This is a genomic window from Streptomyces sp. R-74717 (genome assembly GCF_047305335.1).
Taxonomy (GTDB): Bacteria; Actinomycetota; Actinomycetes; order Streptomycetales; family Streptomycetaceae; genus Streptomyces; species Streptomyces atratus.
The window spans coordinates 8,043,788-8,067,209 of sequence record NZ_CP102361.1 but is presented as its reverse complement, the minus strand read 5'-3'; the positions used below and the strand labels follow the sequence as shown (position 1 = coordinate 8,067,209).

The following is a 23,422-nucleotide window of genomic DNA, read 5'->3' as shown; positions in this document are numbered from 1 at the left end:
CTTCAACCGAGAACCTACCGGGGGCCACTGACAACGGACCCTGCGAGCCCCGCCGGGGCCTACCAGCTGGCCTTGCGGTACAGCTCCCACATCTGCATGACCGTCTGCGGGTCCAGGGCACGCTCGCCGCCGCCGATGTCCTCGCCCGACGCGACGTACAGCTTGCCCTGCCACAGCGGCAGCATCCGTACGTCGCCGACCAGGATCTGCTGGGCCCGTTCGAACTGCTTGCTGACCGCGCCCCGGTCGCTCTCCTTGCGGGTCTGCGGCAGCAGCTGCTCAGTGATCTCGCTCTTCATGTACGGCGTCCCGGTGACGCTGTCCTCGCCCACGAAAGGGGCGATGAAGTTGTCCGGGTCCGGGAAGTCCGGGAACCAGCCGCGGCCGAAGACGGGGTACTTGCCCTTGGTGAAGCCTTCCTGGAACTCCTTCCAGGGCTTGCTCTTCAGCGTGATCCGGAACAGCCCGGAGGCCTCCAGCTGTCGCTTCAGCTCGTCGAACTCGGGGGCCGTGGACGAGCCGTACCGGTCGGTCGTGAACCAGAACGTCATCGAGACGGGCTTGGTGATGCCCGCCTTGACAAGGATCTGCTTCGCCTTGTCCTTGTCCGGGTCACCGTAGGCGTCGAAGAAGCTGGTGGTGTGTCCGGCGATGCCCTTGGGGACCATGGAGTACAGCGGCTCGGCCGTCCCCTGGTAGACCTTGGCCACCAGGGCGTCACGGTCGACGAGCTGGGCGATGGCCCGCCGTACGGCCGCATTCCCGGCGGCCGGATCCTCGGGGTTGAAGACCAGGAAGCGGATGTCCGCGCCGACCGTCTCGACAATCTGCAGATTGCTGTTCTTGTCCTTGTTGTCTTCCAGGCTGACAACCTCTTCGGCGGTGAGGCCGCGGTAGATCGCGTCGATCTCGTTCTTCCTCAGCGCCGCGACCACGGGGGCGGATTCCTTGAAGTACCGGATGGTCACAGCGTCGTTCTTACGGTTGGCGAAACCCTTGTAGTCCGGATTCTTCACCAGTTCGGCCCGGTTCCCCGGCTTGTACGAATCCAGGAGATAGGGGCCGGATCCGGTGACCTTTCCGTCGCTGCGGATCTTGTGCTTCGAATAGTCGCTGGGCGCCACCAGCGACATCGCGGGCGTGGCGAGGATGAACGGGAATGTGGCGTCCGGCTTGGTGAGATGGAAGACGACGATGTCGTCCCCCTTGGTCTCGACCCGGTCGAGCGAACCGAGCATGCCGACAGGGCCGCCCTTGACCTTGATGGCCGTGATCCGGTCCATGGAGTACTTCACGGCCTCGGCGTCGAGTTTGTCGCCATTGGAGAATTTCAGGCCCTTGCGGAGTTTGCACCGGTAGGACGTGCTGGTCGTGTCGGTGAACTTGCACCATTCCGCCGCATCGGGCTCGGGGCTGGTGCTGCCTGTGGGGAAGCTCACCAGGGTCTGGAAGACATTCCGCATCATTTCCCAGGAGTTGTCCCACGCCGCCGCCGGATCGAGGGTGGAGAGCTCGCTGGTCGTACCGACGACTATCTTCTGCTCCGCCTTCGAGCCGCTGTCGGAGAGAAGTCCGCAGCCTGCCAGCAGAGAGAGGGAAGCAAGGACTGCAGTGGCCTGCAGACTGGCCCGGTAGAACACGTGAACGCTCCTCGATCAGCCATGGGTCGGCAGACCATACCGCAGTGCCCCGTCGGGTCAATCCGCAGGCCCGACGGGGCACTTGAGTCAATCAGGGCCAAACCCGCTCAGGCCGCTCTCACCTCACGCCCGCATTCAGGAAGATCCCGCCGTCGACCACCAGGGTCTGTCCCGTGATCCAGTCGCTCTGGCTCGACGTGAGGAACGCGGCGGCGCCGCCGATGTCCTCGGGGACCCCCAGCCGGCCGAGCGGGTAGGCCGCGGCGGCCTCCGCCTCGCGGCCCTCGTACAGCGCCTGGGCGAACTTCGTCTTCACGACCGCGGGGGCGATCGCGTTGACCCGGACGGCCGGCGCGAACTCGTGCGCCAGCTGAAGGGTCAGGTTGACCATGGCGGCCTTGCTCATGCCGTACGCGCCGATGAAGGGCGAGGCGGAGATACCGGCGACCGAGGCGATGTTGACGATCGCCCCGCCGTTCTCCTTCTGCCAGGCCTTCCAGGTCTGCTGGGCGAAACCGAGCGCCGAGATCACATTCGTCTCGAAGACCTTGCGGGCGACATCGAGGTCGAGCTCCGCGATCGGACCGAAGACCGGATTCGTACCGGCGTTGTTGATCAGGAAGTCGACACGGCCGAACGCCTCCATCGTGCGCTCGACCGCCGCCGCCCGGTGCGCCTCGTCGTGCGCCTTGCCCGCCACGCCGATGACGCGGTCGGAGCCGAGCTGCTCGACGGCCTCCTTGAGAGCGTCCTCGCCGCGTCCGGTGATGCACACCCGGTCGCCGCGCGCCACGAGCGCCTCGGCGATGCCGTACCCGATGCCCCGGCTCGCGCCCGTGATGAGCGCGACCTTCCCGCTGTCCTGCACAGTCATGATGTCCGTAACCCTTCGGGTCAGTTGAGCGGTCCGCCGGCGACGTACATGACCTGACCGGAGACGAAGCCGGCCTCGTCGCCCGTGAAGAAGGCGATGGCGCCCGCGACGTCCTCGGGGCGGCCGACGCGCTGCACCGGGATCTGGGTGGCGGCAGCGGCCTGAAACTCCTCGAAGCCCATGCCGACCCGGGCCGCGGTCTGCGCGGTCATCTCGGTGACGATGAAGCCGGGTGCGACGGCGTTGGCGGTGATGCCGAACTTGCCGAGCTCCTTGGCGAGGGTCTTGGTGAAGCCCTGCAGACCAGCCTTGACGGCTGAGTAGTTGGCCTGGCCGCGGTTGCCGAGCGCCGAGGAGGAGGAGAGCGAGACGATACGGCCGAACTTGGCGTCCACCATGTGCTTCTGGACGGCCTTGGCCATCAGGAACGCGCCCTTGAGGTGCACGTTCATCACGGTGTCCCAGTCGGACTCGCTCATCTTGAAGAGCAGGTTGTCGCGGAGCACGCCCGCGTTGTTGACGAGGATCGTCGGGGCGCCGAGCTCGGCGGCGACCCGCGCAACCGCGGCTTCCACCTGAGCGCTGTCCGACACATCGCAGCCGACGGCGAGCGCGGTGCCCCCGGCGGCGTCGATCTTCTCGACGGTGTCCTTGCAGGCCGCCTCGTCGAGGTCGAGTACGGCGACGGCGCGGCCCTCGGCCGCCAGGCGTACCGCGGTGGCGGCGCCAATGCCCCGCGCCGCTCCGGTCACGATGGCGACGCGCTGCTCGGTGGTGGACATGCTTGGTTCTCCTCGCCCTTGGATCGCGGCTCAGCGGACGTCGGGGCACCCCCGGCACGGAACCTTCGCGTGCGCGGAGCCTTCCCGATAACTGAGCAACCGCTTAGTACCTTCAGCAGACGAGACGCTAGAAGCCCTGACACTCGGTGTCAACGGCCCACGGCCGCAGGGGCGCATGTCACACCCGGCGGCGCCGCTGCCGCAGTGGCTGCCGGCGGCGCCGCAGGGCGGCGGATCAGCGCACCAGCAGGTCGAGCAGCCGTTCGACCTCGGCCTCCGGGTCGGTTGTGAGACCGCTGTGCACGGGGCTCGGCTGGACAACAGTGGAACGCGGGGCGATCAGCCAGCGGAAGCGACGGCCTGCGTCGTCGCGGGCCGCCTGGCCCGCGTCCGTGCCGCCGCGGCACACGCCCTCGACGGCATGCAGGGCGGCCCGTACACCGACCACGTCCGCACTCGGGTCCAGGGCCTTCAGCTTGGTCTCGTCGAGATGGGTACGCGCGGCGACGAAACCCCGTGCGTGGCAGTAGACGACCACGCCCGCGTTGAAGAACTCGCCGCGCTGCACCCGCGGCACCACGCGCAGCAGCGCGTACTCGAAGACATCGCGCTTGGTCACTGCTGGCCGTCCTTGTCGTTCTTCTTCTTGGTGGGGTGCGGCCAGGGGGTGAGGTGCTCGGTGAGCCAGCCGGGCGCCTGTGACGGCTTGGGCTCGGTGGGGCCCTCCATCGTGATCCGCTCATGAATGGTGGCGGCGCGCGGCAGCAGCGCTTCCACATAGGCGCGGCGAAGCTCGTCGGTGGAGTCGAAGCCGGGCTCGTCCACCAGCCACTCGTCGGGGACATCGGCCGCGACCTCGGTGAGCAGTTCCTCGGTGACCAACGGGGCGAGCTCGGCGGCAGCCGCCGCGATATCGGGGGCGAACGGGGCCAGCGCATGGTCCGAGGCGTTGTACGGCTTGGCGGCGGATGCCTGGGCGCCGGGCCAGTTGTGGTGCCAGATCATGGTGGCGCCGTGGTCGATGAGCCACAGGTCGCCGTGCCAGACCAGCATGTTCGGGTTGCGCCAGGACCGGTCGACGTTGTTGATCAGCGCATCGAACCAGACGACACGTCCGGCTTCCCGGGAGTCCACCTGGTAGGCGAGCGAGTCGAAGCCGATCGAGCCGGGCAGGAAGTCCATCCCGAGATTGAGCCCGCCGCTGGCCTTCAGGAGTTCCTGCACCTCCTGGTCGGGCTCGGCGAGCCCGATGACCGGGTCGAGCTGGATCTGCACGAGGTCGGGGACGCGAAGGCCGAGCCTGCGGCCGAGCTGTCCGCAGATGACCTCCGCGACCAGTGTCTTGCGGCCCTGTCCGGCGCCGGTGAATTTCATGACGTAGGTGCCGAGGTCGTCGGCTTCGACGATTCCGGGCAGCGATCCGCCCTCCCGCAAGGGCGTGACGTAGCGGGTCGCGGTGACTTCGGTGAGCATTTTCCCAGGCTATCCGGCGCTCGGACCGCACGATCCGCGGTCGGGCCGAAGCCTCAGTCCTCCCGTGGGACCCGGCGGGGCGATGAGGGTGATCCCGCCCGCGAAGGCCGCCCACAGGGCCGGACCGGAGACGGCCGGCAGGCCGGCCGGAGCGCAGAACAGGTTGCCCACGACGATCACGGCGAAGGCCTGCCAGAGGCTGAGGCCCATGAGTATCAGTGCGCCGCCGACCACCAGGCTCAGGTAGTTGACGTTTGCTGCCGCCCAGACGGTGAACAGCTCCCGTGCACAGCCGTGCCGTTCACGCTCGGGAATGTGGTCGATGCCGTGGGCCTCGATGCGTCCGGCCTGATCGGAGACCGGCCCGACGCCGGACGCATCTGTGTGCGGGTCGGGAATCGTGGAAGCCATGGAGCACTCCGGGCGCTGGGCGTACCCACTTGCCTACTTATTGGTCGCACACTCAACAGTGTCGCCGGTATGTCGTCCAGCATCCAGCGGAAGCGGATGCGAAAGACACCATCGGACCGACGTGCGGAAATCGTCGACGCGGCTGCCGCCGTCGCCCTGACCGAGGGTCTGGAGTGCAGCACTCTGCGTCGGATCGGCGAGCAGTTCGATGTCCGCCCAGGTCTCATCGGCCACTACTTCCCCGCGGTGCAGGACCTCGCGGCCGAGGCGTTCGGCACTGCCGCCGGCGCCGAACTGGACACCCTGGTACCTACGGACAGGGCGGCGGGAACGCCCACGGAGCACCTCGCGCGCCACTTCGCACTCGGGACGGGTGCCGACCACCAGGAGGCCATGTGGCGCAGCCGCCTGGAGGGCCTCATCCGTGACGGCGTGGACCGAGGGGAGTTCCGCACCACTGACCCGTATGTGACGATCATTCAGATCCTGGTCGTCATCGACGGTCTCGGCGCGCACGCCAACACCGACACCGGAGACCGTCCCGAAGCCGTGACGCGGATGGCCGTCAGCACGGCCGAACGCGAACTCGGCCTGGAGAGCGGCACGCTCATGGACCACGCCGGTGCGCTCGGAGTCAGCCGGACCGTTGTACGTCGGGCGCCCGGGACCGACGACACCACCGCCGCCGGTCCCGGCGACTGAGCAGTCATCGGCCGCGCCCTGGGTCGGCCCGTGCACCGGACCGAGCGGTCCGACCTGTGCCGGACCGGCCAGGCCCTTTTTGCTGCCGTCAGCCCTGCCCAGGACGTCGACGCTCCGAACGGGCCGCCGAGGTCCGCGCCTTGATCGCCGAAGGCGCGGACATATCGGCCCGCGACGAGGACGGAGCCACCCCTCTTCACCGAGCGGTCACGACTCCGTGGGACAGCGAGGTTCCGCTGCCGTGCCCGGAGACCGCACGGGCGCTTCTGGAGCGCGGCGCGGACGTGCACGCCGTCGACAGTCGCGGCGAGACCCCGCTGGGGATCGCACTGCGTCTGCCGCAGTTCAGCCGGACACAACGGGCGACGCGAACGGAGATCGTGGCCATGCTGAAGGCGGCGGGCGCACCGGCCCATGGCGGTGATTCCGCAGTGGACGAGAGGCCGTTGCCCATCGACATGGCGGTTGCCCGCCGGATCGCCGAGGCAAAGCGGGTCACTGCGTCCGAAGCCTGCCGGGCCGCCGGGATTCCGGACGGGAGTGGCTGGCTGACGGAGTTCGTGCGGCCGGAGTTCGACAGCTACCAGGAATTCGTCGCCGAGCTGCGCAACGACGCCGATCCCGATCACGTGCGGCTGATGCCGGAGTTGTGCGCAGAGATTCTCGGCGACGACGCCTGTACGGACCGTACCTTGATCGGTGACCAGCGGACGGGCGTGCCGTTCTTCCACCACGGGGATCTCGTGGTGAAAGGGCATCCGGACGTGGTGTCCCCGTTCGTGGTCACCGGCTCGTTGAGCGTCGAAGGCTGTCTGGCCGACTGCAGCCCCGACTCCGTCGTCGCCGTCGGCGGTGATGTGACAGCCCGCGCGGTGCACACCGACGGCGAGATGTCCGTCGGCGGCGACATCGAGGCCGAGGTCGTCCACGGCTACTACAACGACCAGACTCTCCAGGCGGGCACCATCCGCGCCCGACTGGTCATCGAGGACGAGCACTGCACGATCGCCATGGTGGAGGCGGACACCCACTTCGATCCGGACGACTACCGGCAGGGGTTCGGCGACGGCGTACAGGAGCAGCTGCACCGGACCCTCCTCTTCGCCCGGTTGCGCGAGGGAGAACCGGTCTTCCGCGCGAACGACGCGACAGCTCGCTGACCCCGCATCGTGACCGCACGGGAATCTCAAAAGTCGCATCGCCTACGAACACAGCTCCGCCACGACTCGGCTGCGGAGAAGCTCATACTCCTCACGGAGCCGCACGATCTCCGCAGGCCGTTCAATCACCACTCCGCCGACGACTGTCTCGTCGGGGCCGAACTGCTCGCGGGTGAGATCGACTTCGATCCCCATGCCCAGGCGGTTCCACCAGTGGTAGTCCACTCGCGCGCCATTGACATGAACTTCACCGCGGATCAGCTCACCGCCCAACAGGTCGTGCACCACCAGGGCGGTGACACCGCACTGGTCGCGCGCCGGATTGTCCGGGGTCCAGTGCGGACGGTGATCCGGCGTCGTGGTGTCCGCGCCCCAACCGCCGCGAATGGCCCGCTCAAGGTCGTTGAAGTTCCTCAGTGTCATACCGCTCAGCCTCGCAGACGCCTCTGACAATCACGCGCGATGCGTGGCCCCTCCCCACAGCCCGGCCCGTTCCTGGGGAGGGGCCGGTCCGTCCGGATTCCGCCTGTCGTGGCGTCTCCGTTACTCCCCCGTCCGACTCCACGGCTGACGACGCGCTCGACACCCCCGGCGATTCCCCCTGCAGTTCACCCGCCCCCTCCGCTGCTCGCTCTGAGTCCCCAACAGTTCGCCGTCTCACCGGGCGGCGCCCGGGTGCTCCTCGTACCGACCAGGTCCGGTACGGCTCAGGTCAGCCCGCTCCGGCTGTACGAGGACGGTGACGTGAGCTGCGCAGCAGGCCGCATCTGCCGCCTTGGCACCGGCCGGGGGACGCCCCGCTGCCCGTGCTGCTCAACCCGCACGCGGGCCACTCCATGCAGGGACACGCTGCACGCGGCTGCCGCTCAGCATCCCGAGCTGGACCCGGCGCGGGTCGCCATGCACGGCCGGTCGTTCAGCGGGTATCTCGCGGCTGCCGCTGTGCTGCGTCACCCGGAGGTCCTCCACGCGGCGGTCGCCGGTGGTACGCGGACCGGCCGACGGCTCTGCGACACCCATTGGGAGGAACGGTTTCTCGGCCACTCGGATGTACTTCCGGTGAACCACGACCCCATTTCACTGCTCTCGAGGCGGCCGGGCTGACACGCCCGCTCATGCTGGTGCACGGACTTGCCGATGACAATGTGGCCGTCGCCCACATGCTGCGGTTCTCCGCCGCGCGGCCGACCGCGGGCCGGTCGCGCACGGTTCTGCCGTTGCCGGGCCGGCCATTCGGTCGCCCGGGAGGAGACGGTCAGCAAGCTGTTGCTGCTGGAGCGGGACTTCCCCAAGAAGTCCCTGGGGCGTTGAACGCGGGCGTTCCGCTGCGCGTACCCCTGGTCGGACACTGAAGTCGTGAACATCGCGGAAGGGAAAGCCAGCATGAGCGCATCGCAGGACCACGAGGTCCGTCCCGGGCGTCGGGCCGTTGTCGCAGCGGCCGGGGCCGTATCGGTGGCTGCCGTACTCACCGCTTGCAGCAGCAAGAAGGACTCGGGCGGTTCGGATGCGGTCGAGGCGGCTCATGCCTCACCGGACGGCGGCGGAGACGCTCTGGCGAAGACCGCCGACATTCCGGAGGGCGGCGGAATGATTTTCGCCGCCCGGGGCGTCGTGGTGACACAGCCCAAGGCCGGCGAATTCAAGGCGTTCTCGTCGAAGTGCACCCACCAGGGATGCGCGGTGTCGAGCGTGTCGGACGGCACCATCAACTGCCCCTGTCACGGCAGCAAGTTCGATGTGGCGACGGGCAGCGTGACGGCAGGCCCGGCCACCCAGCCGCTGCCCGCCCGGCCGATCACGGTCGAGGGCGACTCGATCACGCTCGTGTCCTAGCGCCGGTCCGGCCTGATCCGCCGGTCAGACCTTGGCCCGCCCTCGGCTCCGCCAGCAGCCGAGTACGTCATCGGTGGTCGTGATGGTGGCGACGAGGGCGAGTGTGTTGCGGATCATCGCGGGGGTGTAGTCGGCCGGCACCCCCGCGATGGCGTCGGACGGCACCACAGCCGTGTATCCGAGATTCACCGCGTCGAACACGGCATTGGGGATGGCGACATTGGCCGAAACCCCGGTGACGACGAGCGTCCGACAGCCGAGGTTGCGGAGCAGTGCGTCCACGTCCGTGCCGGCGATGGGCGAAAGGCCGTGCAGTCTGCGCACGACGAGGTCTTCGTCCGCCACCTCGATGGGCCCGGCGATCCGTACCGCCGTGGTGCCGGAGTGCTGTTGTACGGGCAACCGGCCGGCGGCCCGGAAGAGGCGGGCGTTGTTGTTGGCACCCCGCCCGTCGGGCCGCCGTTCGGCCACCGCGTGCAGTACCTGGACCCCGGCCTCGTGGGCGGCTGCGACCAGTCGGGCGACGCGGTGGAGGGCACCGGAGGACCTGACCTCCTCGGCCAGTTCGGGCAGCGCGCTCCCGGGGCCCACGACGCCCTGCTGGCATTCGACCGTCAGAAGCACGGCGGTGGCCGGATCGAGCTGCTCGGCGAGTTGTTCCTTCGACGGCACGGCTGCCCCTTTCGGTGGCGAATCGGGCGCGCGAGGTTAACCGCCATTGCGTGATGAGGGAAGAGGCCCCATGATTTCTGACACAAAGTCAGCTATCGGGAGGGGGCGCCCCATGGCCGCCATTCAGCGACGAGGCCGTCGGATCATGATGACGGACGCGGAACGCGACACCTATCTCGCCGAGCAGCGCACCTGCCGGGTCGCCACCGTGTCCGCGGACGGCCGCCCGCATGTCGGCGCCCTCTGGTTCGCCTGGGACGGCACCTCGATCTGGCTGTACTCGATCACCCGCAGCCTGCGCTGGTCCCAGCTGCGCAAGGACCCGAGGATCGCGGTGGTCGTGGACGACGGGGTGGAGTACGAGGATCTGCGCGGCATCGAACTCTCCGGCGCGGCCGTCCCTGTCGGCGAGGCGCCCCGCACCGGCGAGCCGCGCCCCGAACTCGAAGTCCCGGAACGGCTGTTCGCGGCGAAGTACTTCGGGATGGACGCCATGCCGCACGATGGCCGGCACGCCTGGCTACGGCTCACCCCTCAGTCCATCACCTCCTGGGACTTCCGGAAGCTCGCAGGACCGTCCGCGACCTGAGGACACCCTTTCCCGTCCTACGACGACGGCGCATCCAGCTCCCGACCGGCCATCCGCAGCGCCGCCACCGCCGCCCTGATCGACGGACGCCGGTCCGCGTCGGTACGCCACACGGCATGGACGTGCCGTCGCATCTTCTGCCGTACGGGCACGAGCCGCACCCCGTCGGGTACCGGCCCTCGGCCCAGCCGCGGCGCCACACAGACCCCCATCCCTGCGGCGATCAGGGCGAGTTGGGTGTGGTGCTCGCCCGCCAGATGCGCGATGCGCGGTTCGATGCCCTTCGAGCGCAGAGTGAACATCAGCCAGTCGTAGCAGAATTCGCCCTCCGGCCATGACACCCATTCGTCGTCGGCGAACTCCTCCAGGTCCACCTCCGCCCGGTCCGCGAGCCGATGACCGGCCGGCATCGCGATATCAGGTGCGTCGTCGAGGAGTTCGACCTTGGCCAGGCCACCGGGCACCGGCAGCCGCTTGTTGCTCCAGTCCAGCACCACCGCGAGGTCGACGTCACTCCTGATCACCGCACGGATTCCGTCCTCGGGCTCCAATTCGCGTGTGCGCACGCGCAGTTCGGGATGATCGGCGCGCAGCGCGAGGAGCGCCGCGGGGAAGAGTCCGCGCGCCGCGGTCGGAAATGCGGAGAGCCGGATCTCGCCCACCACCTCACCGCGCTGCGCCTCGATGTCGGACTGGGCCAGCGCGACCTGGGACAGGATCCGGGCCGCGTGCTCGGCGAGCAGCTGACCGGCGTCGGTGAGCCGGATCCCGCGGCCGTTCTTGGCGAGGAGCTGCTGTCCCACCTCCCGCTCCAGCTTCGACATCTGCTGGGAGACCGCCGATGTGGTGATGTGCAGCCCCTCGGCGGCACCGCTGACCGAACCGTGCCGGGCGAGGGCATCCAGGGTACGCAGGCGCTCCAGGTTCAACATGTAAGCAATGCTACGCGAATTCCCACACGAAATCTCACTTGTCCTACGCGATTGTTTTCGTCATGGTTGACCCCATGAGCGCCCCTGCCACGCCGAGAACCACTCCTCCCGCCAAGCCCTCCACCCCTGCCCTGCCGACCGGGACGACCACTCCGGCTCCGATCTCAGCGCCTGCCGCGCGCCGGGCCTTGGACTGGCGGATCCGGTTCGGGGCACTCTCGCTCATCTGGGGATTCAGCTTCCTTCTGATCAAGGTCGGCACCGAGGGGTATGCCCCGTTCCAGGTCACTCTCGGCCGCCTGCTGTCGGGCACGGCGGTGCTGGCCGTCGCAATGGCGGTACGGCGTGAGCGGCTCCCGCGCGGCGCCCGCACATGGGGGCACCTGGCCGTCGCCGCGTTCTTCCTGAACGCACTGCCGTTCTCGCTCTTCGCATATGCCGAGCTGAGCATCCCGTCGACGCTGGCCGGAATCTGCAATGCGACCTCGCCCCTGTGGGGCATGGCGCTTTCGCTCGTCGCGCTCTCCGAGGACCGGCCGACCCGTCGCCGCGTCGCCGGACTCGGGCTCGGATTCCTGGGTGTACTCACCGTGCTGGGCGCCTGGCAGGGGTTCTCCGGGCTGGACTTCAGCGGCACGGCCATGGCCCTGCTCGCTTCCCTCAGCTATCCGGTCGGCTGGATCTATGTCCGCAGGACGCTGGCGGGCAGCAGTTCCTCCACGCTCGCCCTGACCGGCAGCCAGCTCTTTCTCGGCACGGTGCAGATCGCCCTGGTGACCCCGCTGTTCACATCGGCTCCCGATGGATTCCCGCTACTCCCGACACTTGCCGTGGTCGCCCTGGGGGCGCTCGGCACGGGCCTCGCGGTGCTGATGCAGTACGGCCTGGTGGAGGAGGTCGGACCGACGACCGCGCAGATGGTCACCTACTTCATTCCGGTGATCGCCACTTCGGCCGGAGTCGTCGTGCTCGGCGAGCAGTTGAGCTGGAACACTCCGGTCGGCGCGCTCGTGGTCCTGGCAGGCGCCGCTCTCACCCAGAGCAGGGCGCGCAGCGGCAAGGCCAGGACCGAGGCTCAGCCGTAGTTCAGCGGTTTCGCCGGTCCCGCCGCTGCCGCCACCGCATCGGCCAGCGGCCCGATGTCGGCCCCGGTCAGCGGTGAGACGGTGAGCCGGATCCCCTGGGGCGCGGCCATCCGGAACCGCGCCCCGGGCGCCACCGCCCAGCCTGCGTGCAGCAGCCGCGCCACCGCACCGGTCTCGTCACTGACCGGTACCCACACGTTCATGCCACTGCGTCCGTGCGCCTCCACGCCCCGCTCCTCCAGCGCCTTCACGAGCGCGTCCCGCCGCTCTGCGTACGCCTCTGCCACCGCGTCCGAATCGACCGCGCCCGAGGACCACAGGTGCACCAAGGCCCGTTGCAGCAGCCTGCTGACCCAGCCGGGGCCCAGGCGCTGCCGGCCCGACACCCTGTCGACCGTGACCGGGTCGCCGGTCAGCACGGCGACCCGCAGATCCGGTCCGTACGCCTTGGCCACGGACCGCACGAATGCCCACCGGTCCGTGGCGCCCGCCAGCGGGTACAGCGGCAGATCGACGATGGCGTGCCCGTGGTCGTCCTCGATCAGGAGGACGCCGCGGTGTCCGGCAAGAACGCCCCGCAGCTCGAAGGCGCGCCCGGCGCTGATCGCGGCCCCGGTCGGATTCTGCGCGCGGTCGGTGACCACGAGGGCGCGGGCACCGGCGTTCAGCGCGTGCTCGACGGCATCGGGCAGCGGTCCCTCATCGTCGAGCGCGACGGGCACTGGGCGCAGCCCCAGCGCCGGTACGAGATCCAGCAAGCTGCCCCACCCCGGGTCCTCGATGGCCACCGCGTCACCGGGCTTGAGATGCGCGACCAGTACGCGCTCGATCGCATCCAGCGATCCGGAGGTCGCGACCACGGATCCGGCCGGCACTCCGTCGGCATCCAGCGCGGCGCGGGCGAGTGCGGCGAACTCCGGGTCCACCGGTGCCTGTCCGTACATCCCGGGCCGCCGCGCATACTCACCCGCGGCCGCCGCGAACGCCTCCCCCAGCGCGGGCAGCAGCGCCGGATCGGGGTTCCCCTCCCCCAGGTCCCGCCCCCCGGGCGGCGCCTCGACCCGGAGCGAACCGCGCGCCGTACTCGCGGGTCGCGGCCGCACCCTGCTGCCCCGGCGGCCGGCCGTCTCGATCACCCCACGCTCGCGGAGCGTGCGGTAGGCGGCCGCCACCGTATTGGGATTCACCCCCAACAGGTCCGCCAACTCCCGCATGGGCGGCAGCACTTGTCCGGGCGCGAGCTCCCCCGAACCGACCCCGCGCTCCACACTGGCGGCAATTTCCGCTGCACGCCGCCCGACGATCCGATACTCTCCTAGCACAAACAAGATTATGCACTAGTGCAATGGAGTACGCAATGCCGGACACCGCATCGCCGCAGACCACGGGCCCGGACGCCCCGGCCGGATACCAGCCGACCGAGCGCACCGTCCCGACCCGTTCCCGCGATCGCGCGGCGTACGACCGGGAACTGGTCCACTCGATACTCGACGAGGCGTACGTCTGCCATCTCGGCTTCGTCCGTGACGGCTCACCGGTCGTCCTGCCGACGCTCTTCGGCCGGGTCGGCGAGCGGCTCTACGTACACGGCTCGACGGGCTCCCGGCCGCTGCGGGAGGCCGGCCGGACCGACCCCGGCCTGCCCGTCTGCCTGACGGTGACGCATGTCGACGGGCTGGTACTCGCCCGTTCCGCCTTCCACCACTCGATCAACTACCGCTCCGTGGTGGTCCACGGCATCGCGCGCACGGTCACCGACCCGCAGGAGAGGCGGACCGCCCTCGACGCGATCGTCGACCACGTGGTGCCGGGCCGGTCCGCGGACTCGCGACCCGCCGACGAGAAGGAGCTGGCCGCGACAGCGGTCATCCGTCTGGACCTCCAGGAGGTCTCCGCCAAGATCCGCACCGGCGGCCCCAACGACGAACCCCGCGACCTCGAGCTGCCCCACTGGGCGGGCGTCGTCCCGCTCGCCCGCGGCTATGCGGCGCCGCTCCCCTCGAACGACCTCGATCCCGCCATCGGAGTGCCGGACTACATCGCCGCGCTCTGACCCCTCCCGGGGTGGCCGAGCCCGCCGCCGGGTACGGCCCGGCCACCCCGGCGGTCAGGCCGGTACGGCCGCGCGGCGGCGGGCGTACGCGGCGCTGCGCGCCTCGGCGAACGCCAGCCCCGCCACGGCCGCGAGGAGCAGCAGTGTCCCGACGACGGTGGCCGCGGTGAGCTGTTCGCGGAGCACCACCACGGCAATGACCGCCGCGCTGACCGGTTCGAGCAGCATGATCACGGACACAGTCGCGGCACGCACCGCCGCGGCGCCCGCGAAATAGAGCGCATAGGCGAGCGCGGTCGGAACCGCCGCCACGTACACCAGCAGCGTCACGACCTGCGCGGCCTGAGCGGTATGCGGTGCGAGCCCCTCGGCCGCAGCCATCGGCAGCAGCCCGACGGCTCCTATCCCGAATGCCCATGCACTGGTGGCGAGCGAGTCGGTGGCGCCGCCGTCGCGGCCGAGCCACCGGGTCAGCAGGGTGATCGTCGCGTAGCCGGCCGCGGAGAGCAGTGCCAGGGCGACTCCGGCGGGGCGCACGGTGGCCCCGTCGCCGCCGAGCACGAGTACGGCGAGCCCGGCCAGCGCACCCACCACCGCGGTGAGTCCGCCGCGTCCCAGCCGCTCCCCCATGGTCAGCCGTGCGCCGACCGCGATGAACACGGGGCCCGCCCCAAGGGTGATGACGGTCCCGACCGCGAGGCCGGTCGCCTCGACGGCTGCGAAGTACGCGCTCTGGAAGACGGTGAGACCGACGCCGGTTCCCAGAACGCGCAGCAGCCGGCGGCGGCGCGGTTCGGCGGGGACGGCCGCACGTCGGGGCCGTAGCGCCAGCGCGGCGAGCAACAGCACGAGGCCGCCCACACAGCGCCAGAACGACAGGGCGAGCGGGCCCAGATCGCTGACCTCGAAGATCAGCGAAGCGGCGGCCCCGGCAGTGCCCCAGGCAACTCCGGCGACGATCAGATAGAAGAGGCTCCGCCCGACGGGCAGGCCGGTAGCAGGGTTCGACACGTGACTTCTCCGGATGAAGACAGGACGGTGGTCGCTCGGCTCCGTACACGGGCAGCGACAAACCGCTCGGGACTGCCCGAGCCCGGTCTTCGTCAGGAGTGGCCGCCCGCGCTAGGCGGCAGGCGGCGGAAGTACGGTCGAATGCATGATCGGCACATTACGTCGCAGCACGACCCGAGGACAACTCCCCCTCGACAGCGGCACGGCCTCCGTCCGGTCCCGCAGTGCGCCCCTCACCCCGTCCGGACGCGACCGGGCCGGAGGGCGTCTTCGGTGTCCCCGACTGGGCGATGAAGGCACCGATCAGCACCATGGAACCGCCGATGAGCTGCGGCGCCGACAGGTGCTCGCCGAGCATCACCCAGGCGAGCACGGTGGCGATGACCGCCTCGAGACAGGCGACGACACCCGCCACCGCGGGTGAGAGCAGCCGCACCGAGATCACCCCGGTGACATAGGCGAACACCGTCGACATCAGCACGATCCAGACGAGCAGCAGCCAGGCGGGTACATCCGTGCCGTCCATGCCCGCGCTGCCGCCCAGAACCGACCAGTCCATGCCCCAGGGCCGTGCGACCACGGTGAGGACGACCGTGCCGACCAGCAGCCCGTACGCGATGACACCGACCGGATGCGGAGGTTCAACTCCTTCCGCGCCGCCCTGGTCCGACAGGACGAAGTAGCCGACCTGACAGCAGGCGGCGCCGAGCGCGAGCAGCAGCCCGAGCACGTCGAAGCTCAGCCCCGACCAGATCTCGACCACGCAGGTGAGTCCCCCGACGGCGAGCACCACACCGACCGCGGCACCCCGGCTGACCGGCCGGCGCTGGACGAAGCGGACCCAGCCGAGGACGAGCGCGGGCGCCAGATACTCGACGAGAAGAGCGACACCGACGGGGATACGGGAAATCGCAGCGAAGTAGAAGGCCTGCACACCGGCCACGGCGAGCAGCCCGAACCCCAGCAGCAGGATCGGCCGGCTACGCACGAGAAGCCGGTGACGCCAAGCGACGGGCAGCATGACAAGGGCGGCGCCCGCCACCCGTAGCCACACCACATGGAGCGGATCGAGTCCTGCCTCGATCAGCGGCTTGGCCGCCACCCCTGAACCACCGAATGCGAACGCCGAGGCCAGGGCAAGTCCCAGGCTGGCGCTTCTCCCCTGAGACGCGTGCATCGGCACATCATGACAGCTGTGGTCAGTAGCGTCACCCCTGTGACCCCTGACGCACGCTCTCCGTCAGACGCTCGGCTTCACCGCGGCTTTCGCCATCAGCTCGCCCAGCCCGGCGACAGCCAGTCCGTCCATGTAGTCACGGACTCGCGTGATCAGTCCGTCATGGACGCGGACGATCAGCACACCAGGCACGGTGAAGGTGCCGCTCCCGGTCGGCAGTGCGCCGACCACGACGTGCTCGCCAATGATCACTTCCGGATCGGCGGTCTCGTGGATCTCCATGTCCTCGATGGCCTCCACCCGGACGGGGCTCCCGCCCCAGGCCGCCCGGTAGCCGGCACGCACCTCCTCGCGCCCCTCATAGCGGGCGGGGAACCCGGGGGAGGAGAACGGGAACTCATGCACCGCGTCCGCGGCGTACAGGTCGGCGAGGTCATCCGCGGACTTGTCGAGCATGGCCTGGTGGTAGCGGCCCAGCACCTCGCGGGGCGTACAGGCCGAGGGTTTCTGCAGACCTGACACGGAACTCACTCCATCCACTGTCCACTCCATTCGCTCAACGAATGTTGACCCAATTAACGTACGAGTGCGTCAAGGCTTCGGTCAACGGCTGTAGAGTGAAATCGTGACCGTCCCTCACGTCTCCCGTGCCGACCGCCGCCGAGCCACCGAGGCACGCATCATCGACAGCGCCCGCGAGCTGTTCGCCGAGCGGGGTTTCGATCGCACCACCATCCGTGCCGTGGCAGCCGCGGCAGTCGTCGATCCGGCTCTGGTCATGCAGTACTTCGGGTCGAAACGCGAGTTGTTCACCCAGGCCGTGCAGGCGCCTCCCGCGCTGCCGGCCGACACCGACACCGACGGCGACTCGCTGGTGGATCAACTGATCGCCACGCTCGGCCTCAAGCTCGGTGGTCTTCCCGACGGCACGCTGGCGATGATGCGCTCCATGCTCACCGATCCGGCCGCGGCCGATCACGCCCGCGCGAGCCTCGACCGGCAGATCGGCAGCATCGGTGCGGCAATGCCGGAGGTCGAGGACCCCGAGCTGCGCGCCGCACTGGTCATCACCACCATGGTCGGTGTCACCATCGGCCACCAGCTACTCGGCCTCGACGCCCTTCGCAACGCTCCCGCCGACCGCATCGCCACCCTGCTCCGCCCGGCCTTCAAGGCACTGACCGAACCGCCACGGTGAATCGGCGCCCGCACGTCAGGCCGTCAGCCCCCGGCTCCCCGCCACCCCTGGCCGGACGCCTCCACGACCCGGGCCGCAAGCTGCTCCGCGTCGACGCCGGCCCGCTGCAGCACCTCGACGGCCCGGCACTCGTGGTCCGAGGCCAGCGCCACCAGCAGATCCAGCCCTCCGGCCCGCGCGTCGCCGCGCAGCTCCGCCCGCTCATGAGCTTCGGCCATCGCCGAAGCGGCCGAGGGCGACCAGCCCTCCACCCCCGTGTCCCGCACCGTGGAATCCGGGTCCTCGACGACCGGGACAGCACCGGAGTCCTCCACCGCACCCTGCCAGCGGAGCCCGTATCCGATACTGCGCTGGACGAGATATCCGAGCACCTTGGCCAGTTGGGGTCCGCCCTCGAAGGCCGCCCGCACCTCGGGGTCCGATTCGATGAGGGAATGCAGCAGATGCGCGGTGTCGATCTGCCGGTCGCCGTCGCGCAGTGCGCGCCTTCGGGCACCCGTCACCACGGCGGCCAGCTCCACAGTGAGTCTGGCGTCGAACTCAGCACGGTTCGGTGCGAGCTGCTGAGGGATCCGCGGCGTCCGGTTTTGCACACCTCTTACCCCATCAGTCCCACCGCGCCGAAGCATCGCCGGAGGGGCCCATTTTGGCATCCCACGCAAGTTGGGCACACCAGAGCAGTTCCTCCTCCTTACGGATGAGATCTCGCCATTCCCGGACCCGATCCGGGAAAACGGCGCGCGCCGCCTTGCACCGCACCCCGGCGCAACCCCGAGCCTCCCTCGTACGTCCCACAGGCCGCACCACCCATACGACAGCCGGAAGGGAGTCCGCGGACGTGTCCTGGCTGGTCGCCCTACCGGCGCTTGACGGACGGGAGTACGTATACCGGATCCACGCACCGGCGCACGCCCTGCGCGCCGACCTCTTCTGGGCCGCGTTCCACTGCCATGACGACGGCCCGCACCCGCGCGCCTCCGACCGATTCGATGCCGCACTGATCTGGCGGGCAGGAGGGGAGGGAACGGAGGGAACGGACCGCGCGGATCTGACAGTTCATCAGTATTGAATGTTCACGTCACTGCGACTACGTTCCGCGACACCGTAACCCGCCGAGAAGGGGTGGTCGCATGGCCGAAGTCAGTGCAGAAGCACGCATCGAAGCACCGGCCGAGAAGGTCTGGGCCCAGCTGACGGACTTCACCGCGTACGGCCAGTGGAACGCCACCCACACCAGTTTCCCCAAGGGCGGCCCGACAACGCTCGAACTCGCGGCCACCTACGAGGAGAACATGAAGCTCATGGGCTTCCCCGCCGAGGTGACCTGGACGGTGGCGGAGCTGGAGACCGCGCGCCTGCTGGCCACCAAGGGCAAGGGGCCAATGGGCGTCAACCTGGCCATGCGCTACTCACTGACCCCCGACGGGGACGCGACCACGGTACGCATCGACGGGGAGTTCACCGGCGCCGCAGTCTCCCTGATGGCCGGAAAGCTCAAGGACTCGGCAACCGCCGCGCTCGTCGAGTCGCTGCGCAAACTGGGAGGGCTCGTCGCCGCCTGACCGCCACCGGAGCGACGGGAAGGGCCTCGCGGCTCGACCGCGAGGCCCTCGGCGCCCTGCCCACAGACTCAGTGCTCGTCGGCGAGGATCAGATAGAGCTTCTTACGCGCGTCATTGATGACCGTGAGCGCCTTCTGACGCTGATCGGCCGAGCCGGTCTTCCAGACCTGACCGAACGCCTCCATCAGGCCGAAACCGGCCTGCCGGATCTCGTTGACGCTCTCCCAGTCGACACCGCGCCCGGCTTCCTCCCAGGGCGCGTCGGGACCCGACTCCGCCTCGGTGCGACCGGTGTCGGTGAGCGTGAACAGCTTCTTGCCGCCCTCGCTCGCGCTGACGATCAGGCCCTCGTCCTCCAGCAGTTGGAGGGTCGGATAGACCGAGCCCGGACTGGGCCGCCAGGCCCCGCCGCTGCGCTCACCGATCTCCTGGATCATCTCGTACCCGTGCATCGGCCGGTCCTTCAGCAGCGCCAGGATCGACGCACGTACGTCACCGCGGCGCGCCCTCCCCCGGCCACCACCTCGGCCGCGTCCGCCACCGAAGGGGCCACCCCCGAAGGGACCGCCACCGAACGGCGGACCGAACTGCCCGAAGGCCGCTCGTCGCCCCTCGAAGTCGCCCCGACCTTGATGACCGGGCCCGCAGTGCCCATGTCCGTGTCCGTGCTCATGCTCGTGTCCATGTGAACGCATCGCTACGCTCCTTCCATCGTTGATCTGTCGCGATGCGTCAACGATATATCGGAACCGGTCGCTTGACAAACACCTTGGTTGGCCTTTGGGTGAGAGGTTCCGGCCGCGAAGCCAGTTGATGTGCTCGGCGGAGTAGTACGCCTAATAAAAAGCGAAGGTTGACGGGAGGCCCTGGGCCTCGGACAGCACATGCAGCTTGCTGCCCTTCTTGCCCGATCGACGACGCGTCGCACCGTTCCTCACGCGACACCGTGACGGCCAGAAGGCGGCACCCCGGACGAACCGGTGGTGCCGCCTCTCATTCCGGCCGGACGGCTCGCGCCGCACGCACCGGATTGTTGCTGGGCTTCCCTTACGAGATGGCCGTTATCGGTTGCCATCCGCCCGTGCCGACGACCACCGGAGTGCCGACGAGCCCACTCTTGCGGCCTGGAACGAATTCCAGACCCGCCGTGGTGTTGGCGGTGGTGGTCCACAGGTCGGGGACGCCGTCGCTGTCGGAGTCACCGCTGGCAGTGATCAGGGGCCGGGCTGTGGTGGTCCAGCCGGTGGCGTACGAAGTCCGGTTGGCGCCTGCACCCAGCGAGGCCGGGTCGGTACCGCCGTCGGGAATGCCGTCGCCATCCGTGTCGCCGTTGCTCTTGCCGTGGTAGAGCCACACCGCGCCGTTGGTGGTGTCACGGGCGACGAGGTCGACGTGACCGTCACCGTCGACGTCACCCGGTGACGCCAACTGCATGCGGCCCCAGCCCGCAGAGCCGATCGGATATCCGGGCTGGATGGTTCCACCGGTGTATCCGGGCAAGAACCACAACTGGTCCCCGATGACCGCGACGAAGTCGGGGTTGGAGGACTCTTCGCCCGTGGACACGTCACCGAGGGACACGATCTGCGTGATGGTGCCGGGATCGAGGGCCAGGTCGGTCTCCGGGTCCGCGAAGAAGTAGATCTCCTGCCTGGTGTCGTCGGTGAACTCGCCCAGCCCGTTGTTGGGGTAGAGCCAGAGCTTGCCGTCGGACCTACGGGCGACCAGGTCCTCGTAGAAGTCCTCGGTCCAGTCGCCGCGGTGAGTCAGCAACGCACCGCCCCATCCAGTGGCCGACCCCTGCTCGATCATGGTCGCCACGACACCGTTGCCGGTGCCGCCATAGAGCCGCAGTCTGCTGTTCCCGTCAGCTGCGAACATGTCGGGCAGACCGTCGCCGTTCACGTCCCCGGGCTTGTCCACGACGCCCGGGCTCTTCGCGTAGAACTTGTACGGGTAGACCGGACCGGCGTTCTTGCCGGCGTCGAAGGCCTGGAGGTACAGAGTGTGCGGGCCGGGGGTGAGCGGGGTCAGCTTGGCCGACGCGTCACCACCCGCCACAGCCGGCTTGACGGAGTTGTTCGGAGGGGCGCTGTCCAGTCCCCACTTGTACTCGACGATGTCGTTCTCGCCGCCGGCTCCGAAGACGAACTCGCCTTCCGTACGCGCCAGCGCGCCCTCGGTTCCCTCCGGGAACACATCCCCGACGGACGTCACGGTCGGCATCACTGAAGGAGCCGTGGGGTCGAACCCGAAGCGGCAGCCGTTCGCGCCCTTCGTCGGCGTCCAGTCGGAGGCGAAGGCAGCGTCGCCCACGTCCTCGACCTGCGCCTTCCAGGAGAACTGGCCGTTGCTCGCGGTCTTGTACTGGTCCAGCAGAGCCTTGCTGACGGTGATCCTGGCCTGTACGCCCTTGGGGTCGCTCGCCAGCACCGTCTTGCGGACCTTCTTGTCGAGGATGATCCCGGGGTCCACGTCGTGCTTGCCGGTCGCCCACAGATGGAACTGGACGTTGACGTCACCACCGTCCGGATCCCAGACCTGCGCGGTCAGGGTGACATCGGTGTTGCCGACGGTCACGTAGGTGCTGCCGTTGCCGCACTCGTTCGTACCGACCTTGGTGCTCGGCGAGGTGTCCAGCGCCCATGGCGCCTTCGGCGGACGGTTGAACTCGACGATCAGCTTGGCGTCGGGCTTGAACTTCTTCCAGCTGTAGACGTCCTTGGCGTCCTCCGCACTCTGCGGGGCACGCAGGCCGAAGGTGATGTTGCTCCATTTGGCCGCTGCGGCCTTGACGGCCGCGTCCTTGGCGATGAAGTCGACGGGCTTGTCGGCACAGCCGACACTCTCGTTGCCGTGGGCGTAGTTGCGGATGTCCTGGCGAGTGGACTGGGCGGGCTGGTTGCTCCAGGTGGTCGCCGAGCTGATGCCGCCCGTCAGGTAGAGCTCAACGGGCTTGGGCGTGCAGGACCACGCGTGCGTCTCGGTGATCTGGAACTGCGCGTCCACGACCTTCACGCCGGCGAGGAACTTGGAGTCGACACGGAAGTACGAGCGGGCGGTGCCGTTGGTGGACGACTCGTAGCCGACCCGGGCCTCGCTGATGGTGCCCCCGTTCCAGCCGGTGCCGTTCCAGTAACTGTCGTTCGGATGCGGTTTGTACGCGATGGTCCATGCCTGACGAGTGCCGGTCACCCGAGGGTCGATGTAGACCGGGTACGTCGTCTCCGGTGAGCCGAGCAGCTCCTGGTCGGGCCTCAGGGTCAGCCGGCCCGGCGAGACCTCGACATCAACGGTGCTGCTGCGGGTGCCCGGCGTCAGGTCGGTCGGGGTCTCGGCGCGCGCGGGGGCCGCGGTGCGGCTCGCGGAGCCGGACACGGTGGGAGCGGCCTCGGCTTCGGCGCCGGAGGAGTCCCACATCCGGGCGGTGGAGGTCGAGAACACCGTCTGACCGGCCGGGTTCACGGCCGTGAGCGTGCCCGCGTCGGCGTCCTGCTTCAGGGTGAGGCCGTCGGCCTTCAGTCCGTAGTTGACCTCGGTGAGTTCGGGATTGCCCGCGGCCTCGGCAGTCTTGACGATCAGGGCCTGGCTGAAGCCGTCGACACCCGCGGCGACCGCCAGGTCGACACCCGGCATGACTTCCGGGTACGTGGCGGTGGAGCCCTCCAGCACAGGGGTGGGCAGGGGCTTCGGCCAGCTCATCGAGAGAGTGCGGCCCTGGTCGGAGATGGTGACCAGCGGGGCGCTGCCACCTGCGGAGAACGTCATGTTCCCGGCGGCCGCCTTGGGGGCGATACGTCCCACGACTTCGGCGAGTGTGGTGTCGATCGGGGTCCAGGACCCTTCGCGCCTGACCCGGACCGGGACGGTGTGCTGCGTACGGCGCAGGTTCCCGTTGGGCAGGGCGTGGGTCTCGCTGGTTTCCGAGCGTTCGGACAACAACTCGGTCGGCTCACCCGTGCGTTCGGCGGCTGCGAACGCCGCCTCCTCCGCACTGACGGACGTCTCGGCGGTCCGGCTTTCGTGCGCTGCGGCCTGGCCGACGGGGACGAGCCCCAGTGAACCGCCGACTATCGCGGCCGCGAGTGCCGTGCGCGTCAGCCTTCGCGCCGGTCTCCATCTCCATGTGGATATGTGTGGCATACGCAAAGCCCCCCAGGACCTGTCTGTTTGCGAGTGTTTTTGGCGAACAGTACACGTCTGAGGTGCGAGCTTTTTGCGTAACCTTGACCGCGCGATTGCCACTTAATGGTGGGACCTTGACT

At 69.1% G+C, this 23,422-nt stretch carries 25 protein-coding genes and 1 pseudogene; 10 read left to right on the top strand and 16 right to left on the bottom strand.

What is annotated here, in order from left to right:
* Nucleotides 1-59: 59 nt before the first annotated feature.
* From NRF20_RS37020 to NRF20_RS36995, 6 genes and pseudogenes are all read right to left on the bottom strand, one after another.
* Entirely contained in the window at nucleotides 60-1,640 is a 1,581-nt protein-coding gene (locus NRF20_RS37020) for an ABC transporter substrate-binding protein (RefSeq protein WP_398632477.1), read from the bottom strand.
* Nucleotides 1,641-1,758: 118 nt separating this feature from the next.
* A complete protein-coding gene (locus NRF20_RS37015) occupies nucleotides 1,759-2,514 on the bottom strand; it encodes an SDR family oxidoreductase (RefSeq protein WP_398632476.1) in 756 nt (251 codons plus the stop codon).
* Nucleotides 2,515-2,534: 20 nt separating this feature from the next.
* Nucleotides 2,535-3,296, bottom strand: coding sequence for a 3-oxoacyl-ACP reductase FabG (gene fabG / locus NRF20_RS37010; RefSeq protein WP_413753981.1), 762 nt, complete (start codon nucleotides 3,294-3,296; stop codon nucleotides 2,535-2,537).
* A 235-nt stretch (nucleotides 3,297-3,531) separates the two neighbouring features.
* The gene (locus NRF20_RS37005; protein WP_266363421.1) at nucleotides 3,532-3,915 is read right to left on the bottom strand and encodes a DUF3037 domain-containing protein; all 384 of its coding nucleotides are present in this window, start codon (nucleotides 3,913-3,915) and stop codon (nucleotides 3,532-3,534) included.
* Complete coding sequence (locus NRF20_RS37000) at nucleotides 3,912-4,769, bottom strand: HipA family kinase (RefSeq protein ID WP_266363419.1); 858 nt, start codon at nucleotides 4,767-4,769, stop codon at nucleotides 3,912-3,914. Before NRF20_RS37000 ends, NRF20_RS37005 begins: the two co-directional genes overlap by 4 nt.
* 108 nt (nucleotides 4,770-4,877) lie before the next feature.
* A pseudogene (locus tag NRF20_RS36995) lies at nucleotides 4,878-5,180 on the bottom strand (cytosine permease); the annotation flags it as partial.
* 69 nt (nucleotides 5,181-5,249) lie between these two features.
* Between NRF20_RS36995 and NRF20_RS36990 the strand changes: the two are divergent.
* Together NRF20_RS36990 and NRF20_RS36985 are read left to right on the top strand one after the other, a co-directional pair.
* Nucleotides 5,250-5,882 carry a TetR family transcriptional regulator gene (locus NRF20_RS36990; RefSeq protein WP_398632474.1) on the top strand — a complete coding sequence of 211 codons (633 nt, stop codon included), beginning with the start codon at nucleotides 5,250-5,252 and terminating at the stop codon, nucleotides 5,880-5,882.
* 140 nt (nucleotides 5,883-6,022) lie between these two features.
* Nucleotides 6,023-7,042, top strand: a complete 1,020-nt coding sequence (locus NRF20_RS36985) for an ankyrin repeat domain-containing protein (RefSeq protein ID WP_413753980.1) — start codon at nucleotides 6,023-6,025, stop codon at nucleotides 7,040-7,042.
* A gap of 42 nt (nucleotides 7,043-7,084) precedes the next feature.
* Here NRF20_RS36985 and NRF20_RS36980 read toward each other — a convergent pair whose 3' ends face one another.
* Nucleotides 7,085-7,465 (bottom strand): hypothetical protein, encoded by a 381-nt coding sequence (locus NRF20_RS36980; RefSeq protein ID WP_398632472.1) that lies wholly within the window; start codon nucleotides 7,463-7,465, stop codon nucleotides 7,085-7,087.
* Between the two features lie 39 nt (nucleotides 7,466-7,504).
* Here NRF20_RS36980 and NRF20_RS36975 point away from each other — a divergent pair, with 39 nt between their 5' ends.
* Entirely contained in the window at nucleotides 7,505-8,146 is a 642-nt protein-coding gene (locus tag NRF20_RS36975) for an alpha/beta hydrolase family protein (protein WP_413753979.1), read from the top strand.
* A 279-nt stretch (nucleotides 8,147-8,425) separates the two neighbouring features.
* The gene (locus NRF20_RS36970; protein WP_398632471.1) at nucleotides 8,426-8,878 is read left to right on the top strand and encodes a Rieske (2Fe-2S) protein; all 453 of its coding nucleotides are present in this window, start codon (nucleotides 8,426-8,428) and stop codon (nucleotides 8,876-8,878) included.
* 24 nt (nucleotides 8,879-8,902) lie between these two features.
* Here NRF20_RS36970 and NRF20_RS36965 read toward each other — a convergent pair whose 3' ends face one another.
* Nucleotides 8,903-9,550, bottom strand: a complete 648-nt coding sequence (locus tag NRF20_RS36965) for a cysteine hydrolase (RefSeq protein ID WP_413753978.1) — start codon at nucleotides 9,548-9,550, stop codon at nucleotides 8,903-8,905.
* A gap of 112 nt (nucleotides 9,551-9,662) precedes the next feature.
* Between NRF20_RS36965 and NRF20_RS36960 the strand changes: the two genes are divergently transcribed.
* On the top strand, nucleotides 9,663-10,139 hold the full coding sequence (locus NRF20_RS36960) for a pyridoxamine 5'-phosphate oxidase family protein (protein ID WP_413753977.1): 477 nt from the start codon (nucleotides 9,663-9,665) through the stop codon (nucleotides 10,137-10,139).
* A gap of 17 nt (nucleotides 10,140-10,156) precedes the next feature.
* Here NRF20_RS36960 and NRF20_RS36955 read toward each other — a convergent pair whose 3' ends face one another.
* Nucleotides 10,157-11,071, bottom strand: coding sequence for a LysR family transcriptional regulator (locus NRF20_RS36955; RefSeq protein WP_398632468.1), 915 nt, complete (start codon nucleotides 11,069-11,071; stop codon nucleotides 10,157-10,159).
* 74 nt (nucleotides 11,072-11,145) lie between these two features.
* On the opposite strand from NRF20_RS36955, the gene NRF20_RS36950 reads away from it, so the two are divergent.
* Nucleotides 11,146-12,156, top strand: a complete 1,011-nt coding sequence (locus NRF20_RS36950; protein ID WP_398632467.1) for a DMT family transporter — start codon at nucleotides 11,146-11,148, stop codon at nucleotides 12,154-12,156.
* Here the strand turns inward: NRF20_RS36950 and NRF20_RS36945 are convergent.
* Nucleotides 12,147-13,478, bottom strand: coding sequence for an aminotransferase class I/II-fold pyridoxal phosphate-dependent enzyme (locus NRF20_RS36945; RefSeq protein WP_398632466.1), 1,332 nt, complete (start codon nucleotides 13,476-13,478; stop codon nucleotides 12,147-12,149). The genes NRF20_RS36950 and NRF20_RS36945 overlap by 10 nt on opposite strands.
* Nucleotides 13,479-13,513: 35 nt before the next feature.
* On the opposite strand from NRF20_RS36945, the gene NRF20_RS36940 reads away from it, so the two are divergent.
* On the top strand, nucleotides 13,514-14,209 hold the full coding sequence (locus NRF20_RS36940) for a pyridoxamine 5'-phosphate oxidase family protein (protein WP_398632465.1): 696 nt from the start codon (nucleotides 13,514-13,516) through the stop codon (nucleotides 14,207-14,209).
* Between the two features lie 54 nt (nucleotides 14,210-14,263).
* On the opposite strand, the gene NRF20_RS36935 is transcribed toward NRF20_RS36940, so the two are convergent.
* The 3 genes from NRF20_RS36935 to NRF20_RS36925 all read right to left on the bottom strand — a co-directional run bounded on the left by NRF20_RS36935 (nucleotide 14,264) and on the right by NRF20_RS36925 (nucleotide 16,919).
* Entirely contained in the window at nucleotides 14,264-15,220 is a 957-nt protein-coding gene (locus tag NRF20_RS36935; RefSeq protein ID WP_398632464.1) for a DMT family transporter, read from the bottom strand.
* Nucleotides 15,221-15,377: 157 nt separating this feature from the next.
* Nucleotides 15,378-16,397 (bottom strand): EamA family transporter, encoded by a 1,020-nt coding sequence (locus tag NRF20_RS36930; protein WP_413753976.1) that lies wholly within the window; start codon nucleotides 16,395-16,397, stop codon nucleotides 15,378-15,380.
* A 63-nt stretch (nucleotides 16,398-16,460) separates the two neighbouring features.
* On the bottom strand, nucleotides 16,461-16,919 hold the full coding sequence (locus NRF20_RS36925) for a nuclear transport factor 2 family protein (RefSeq protein ID WP_398632462.1): 459 nt from the start codon (nucleotides 16,917-16,919) through the stop codon (nucleotides 16,461-16,463).
* Between the two features lie 103 nt (nucleotides 16,920-17,022).
* Here NRF20_RS36925 and NRF20_RS36920 point away from each other — a divergent pair, with 103 nt between their 5' ends.
* Nucleotides 17,023-17,595: a TetR family transcriptional regulator gene (locus NRF20_RS36920; protein WP_413753975.1), complete on the top strand. Its 573-nt coding sequence runs from the start codon at nucleotides 17,023-17,025 to the stop codon at nucleotides 17,593-17,595.
* Between the two features lie 23 nt (nucleotides 17,596-17,618).
* Here the strand turns inward: NRF20_RS36920 and NRF20_RS36915 are convergent, their stop codons facing one another.
* The gene (locus tag NRF20_RS36915; RefSeq protein ID WP_413753974.1) at nucleotides 17,619-18,188 is read right to left on the bottom strand and encodes a Clp protease N-terminal domain-containing protein; all 570 of its coding nucleotides are present in this window, start codon (nucleotides 18,186-18,188) and stop codon (nucleotides 17,619-17,621) included.
* A 245-nt stretch (nucleotides 18,189-18,433) separates the two neighbouring features.
* Here NRF20_RS36915 and NRF20_RS36910 point away from each other — a divergent pair, with 245 nt between their 5' ends.
* Complete coding sequence (locus tag NRF20_RS36910) at nucleotides 18,434-18,664, top strand: hypothetical protein (RefSeq protein WP_398632459.1); 231 nt, start codon at nucleotides 18,434-18,436, stop codon at nucleotides 18,662-18,664.
* Nucleotides 18,665-18,725: 61 nt separating this feature from the next.
* The gene (locus NRF20_RS36905) at nucleotides 18,726-19,157 is read left to right on the top strand and encodes an SRPBCC family protein (protein WP_093893207.1); all 432 of its coding nucleotides are present in this window, start codon (nucleotides 18,726-18,728) and stop codon (nucleotides 19,155-19,157) included.
* A 68-nt stretch (nucleotides 19,158-19,225) separates the two neighbouring features.
* Here the strand turns inward: NRF20_RS36905 and NRF20_RS36900 are convergent, their stop codons facing one another.
* The gene (locus NRF20_RS36900) at nucleotides 19,226-19,852 is read right to left on the bottom strand and encodes a PadR family transcriptional regulator (RefSeq protein ID WP_114243391.1); all 627 of its coding nucleotides are present in this window, start codon (nucleotides 19,850-19,852) and stop codon (nucleotides 19,226-19,228) included.
* Between the two features lie 352 nt (nucleotides 19,853-20,204).
* Complete coding sequence (locus NRF20_RS36895; RefSeq protein WP_413753973.1) at nucleotides 20,205-23,300, bottom strand: VCBS repeat-containing protein; 3,096 nt, start codon at nucleotides 23,298-23,300, stop codon at nucleotides 20,205-20,207.
* Between the last annotated feature and the right edge of the window lie 122 nt (nucleotides 23,301-23,422).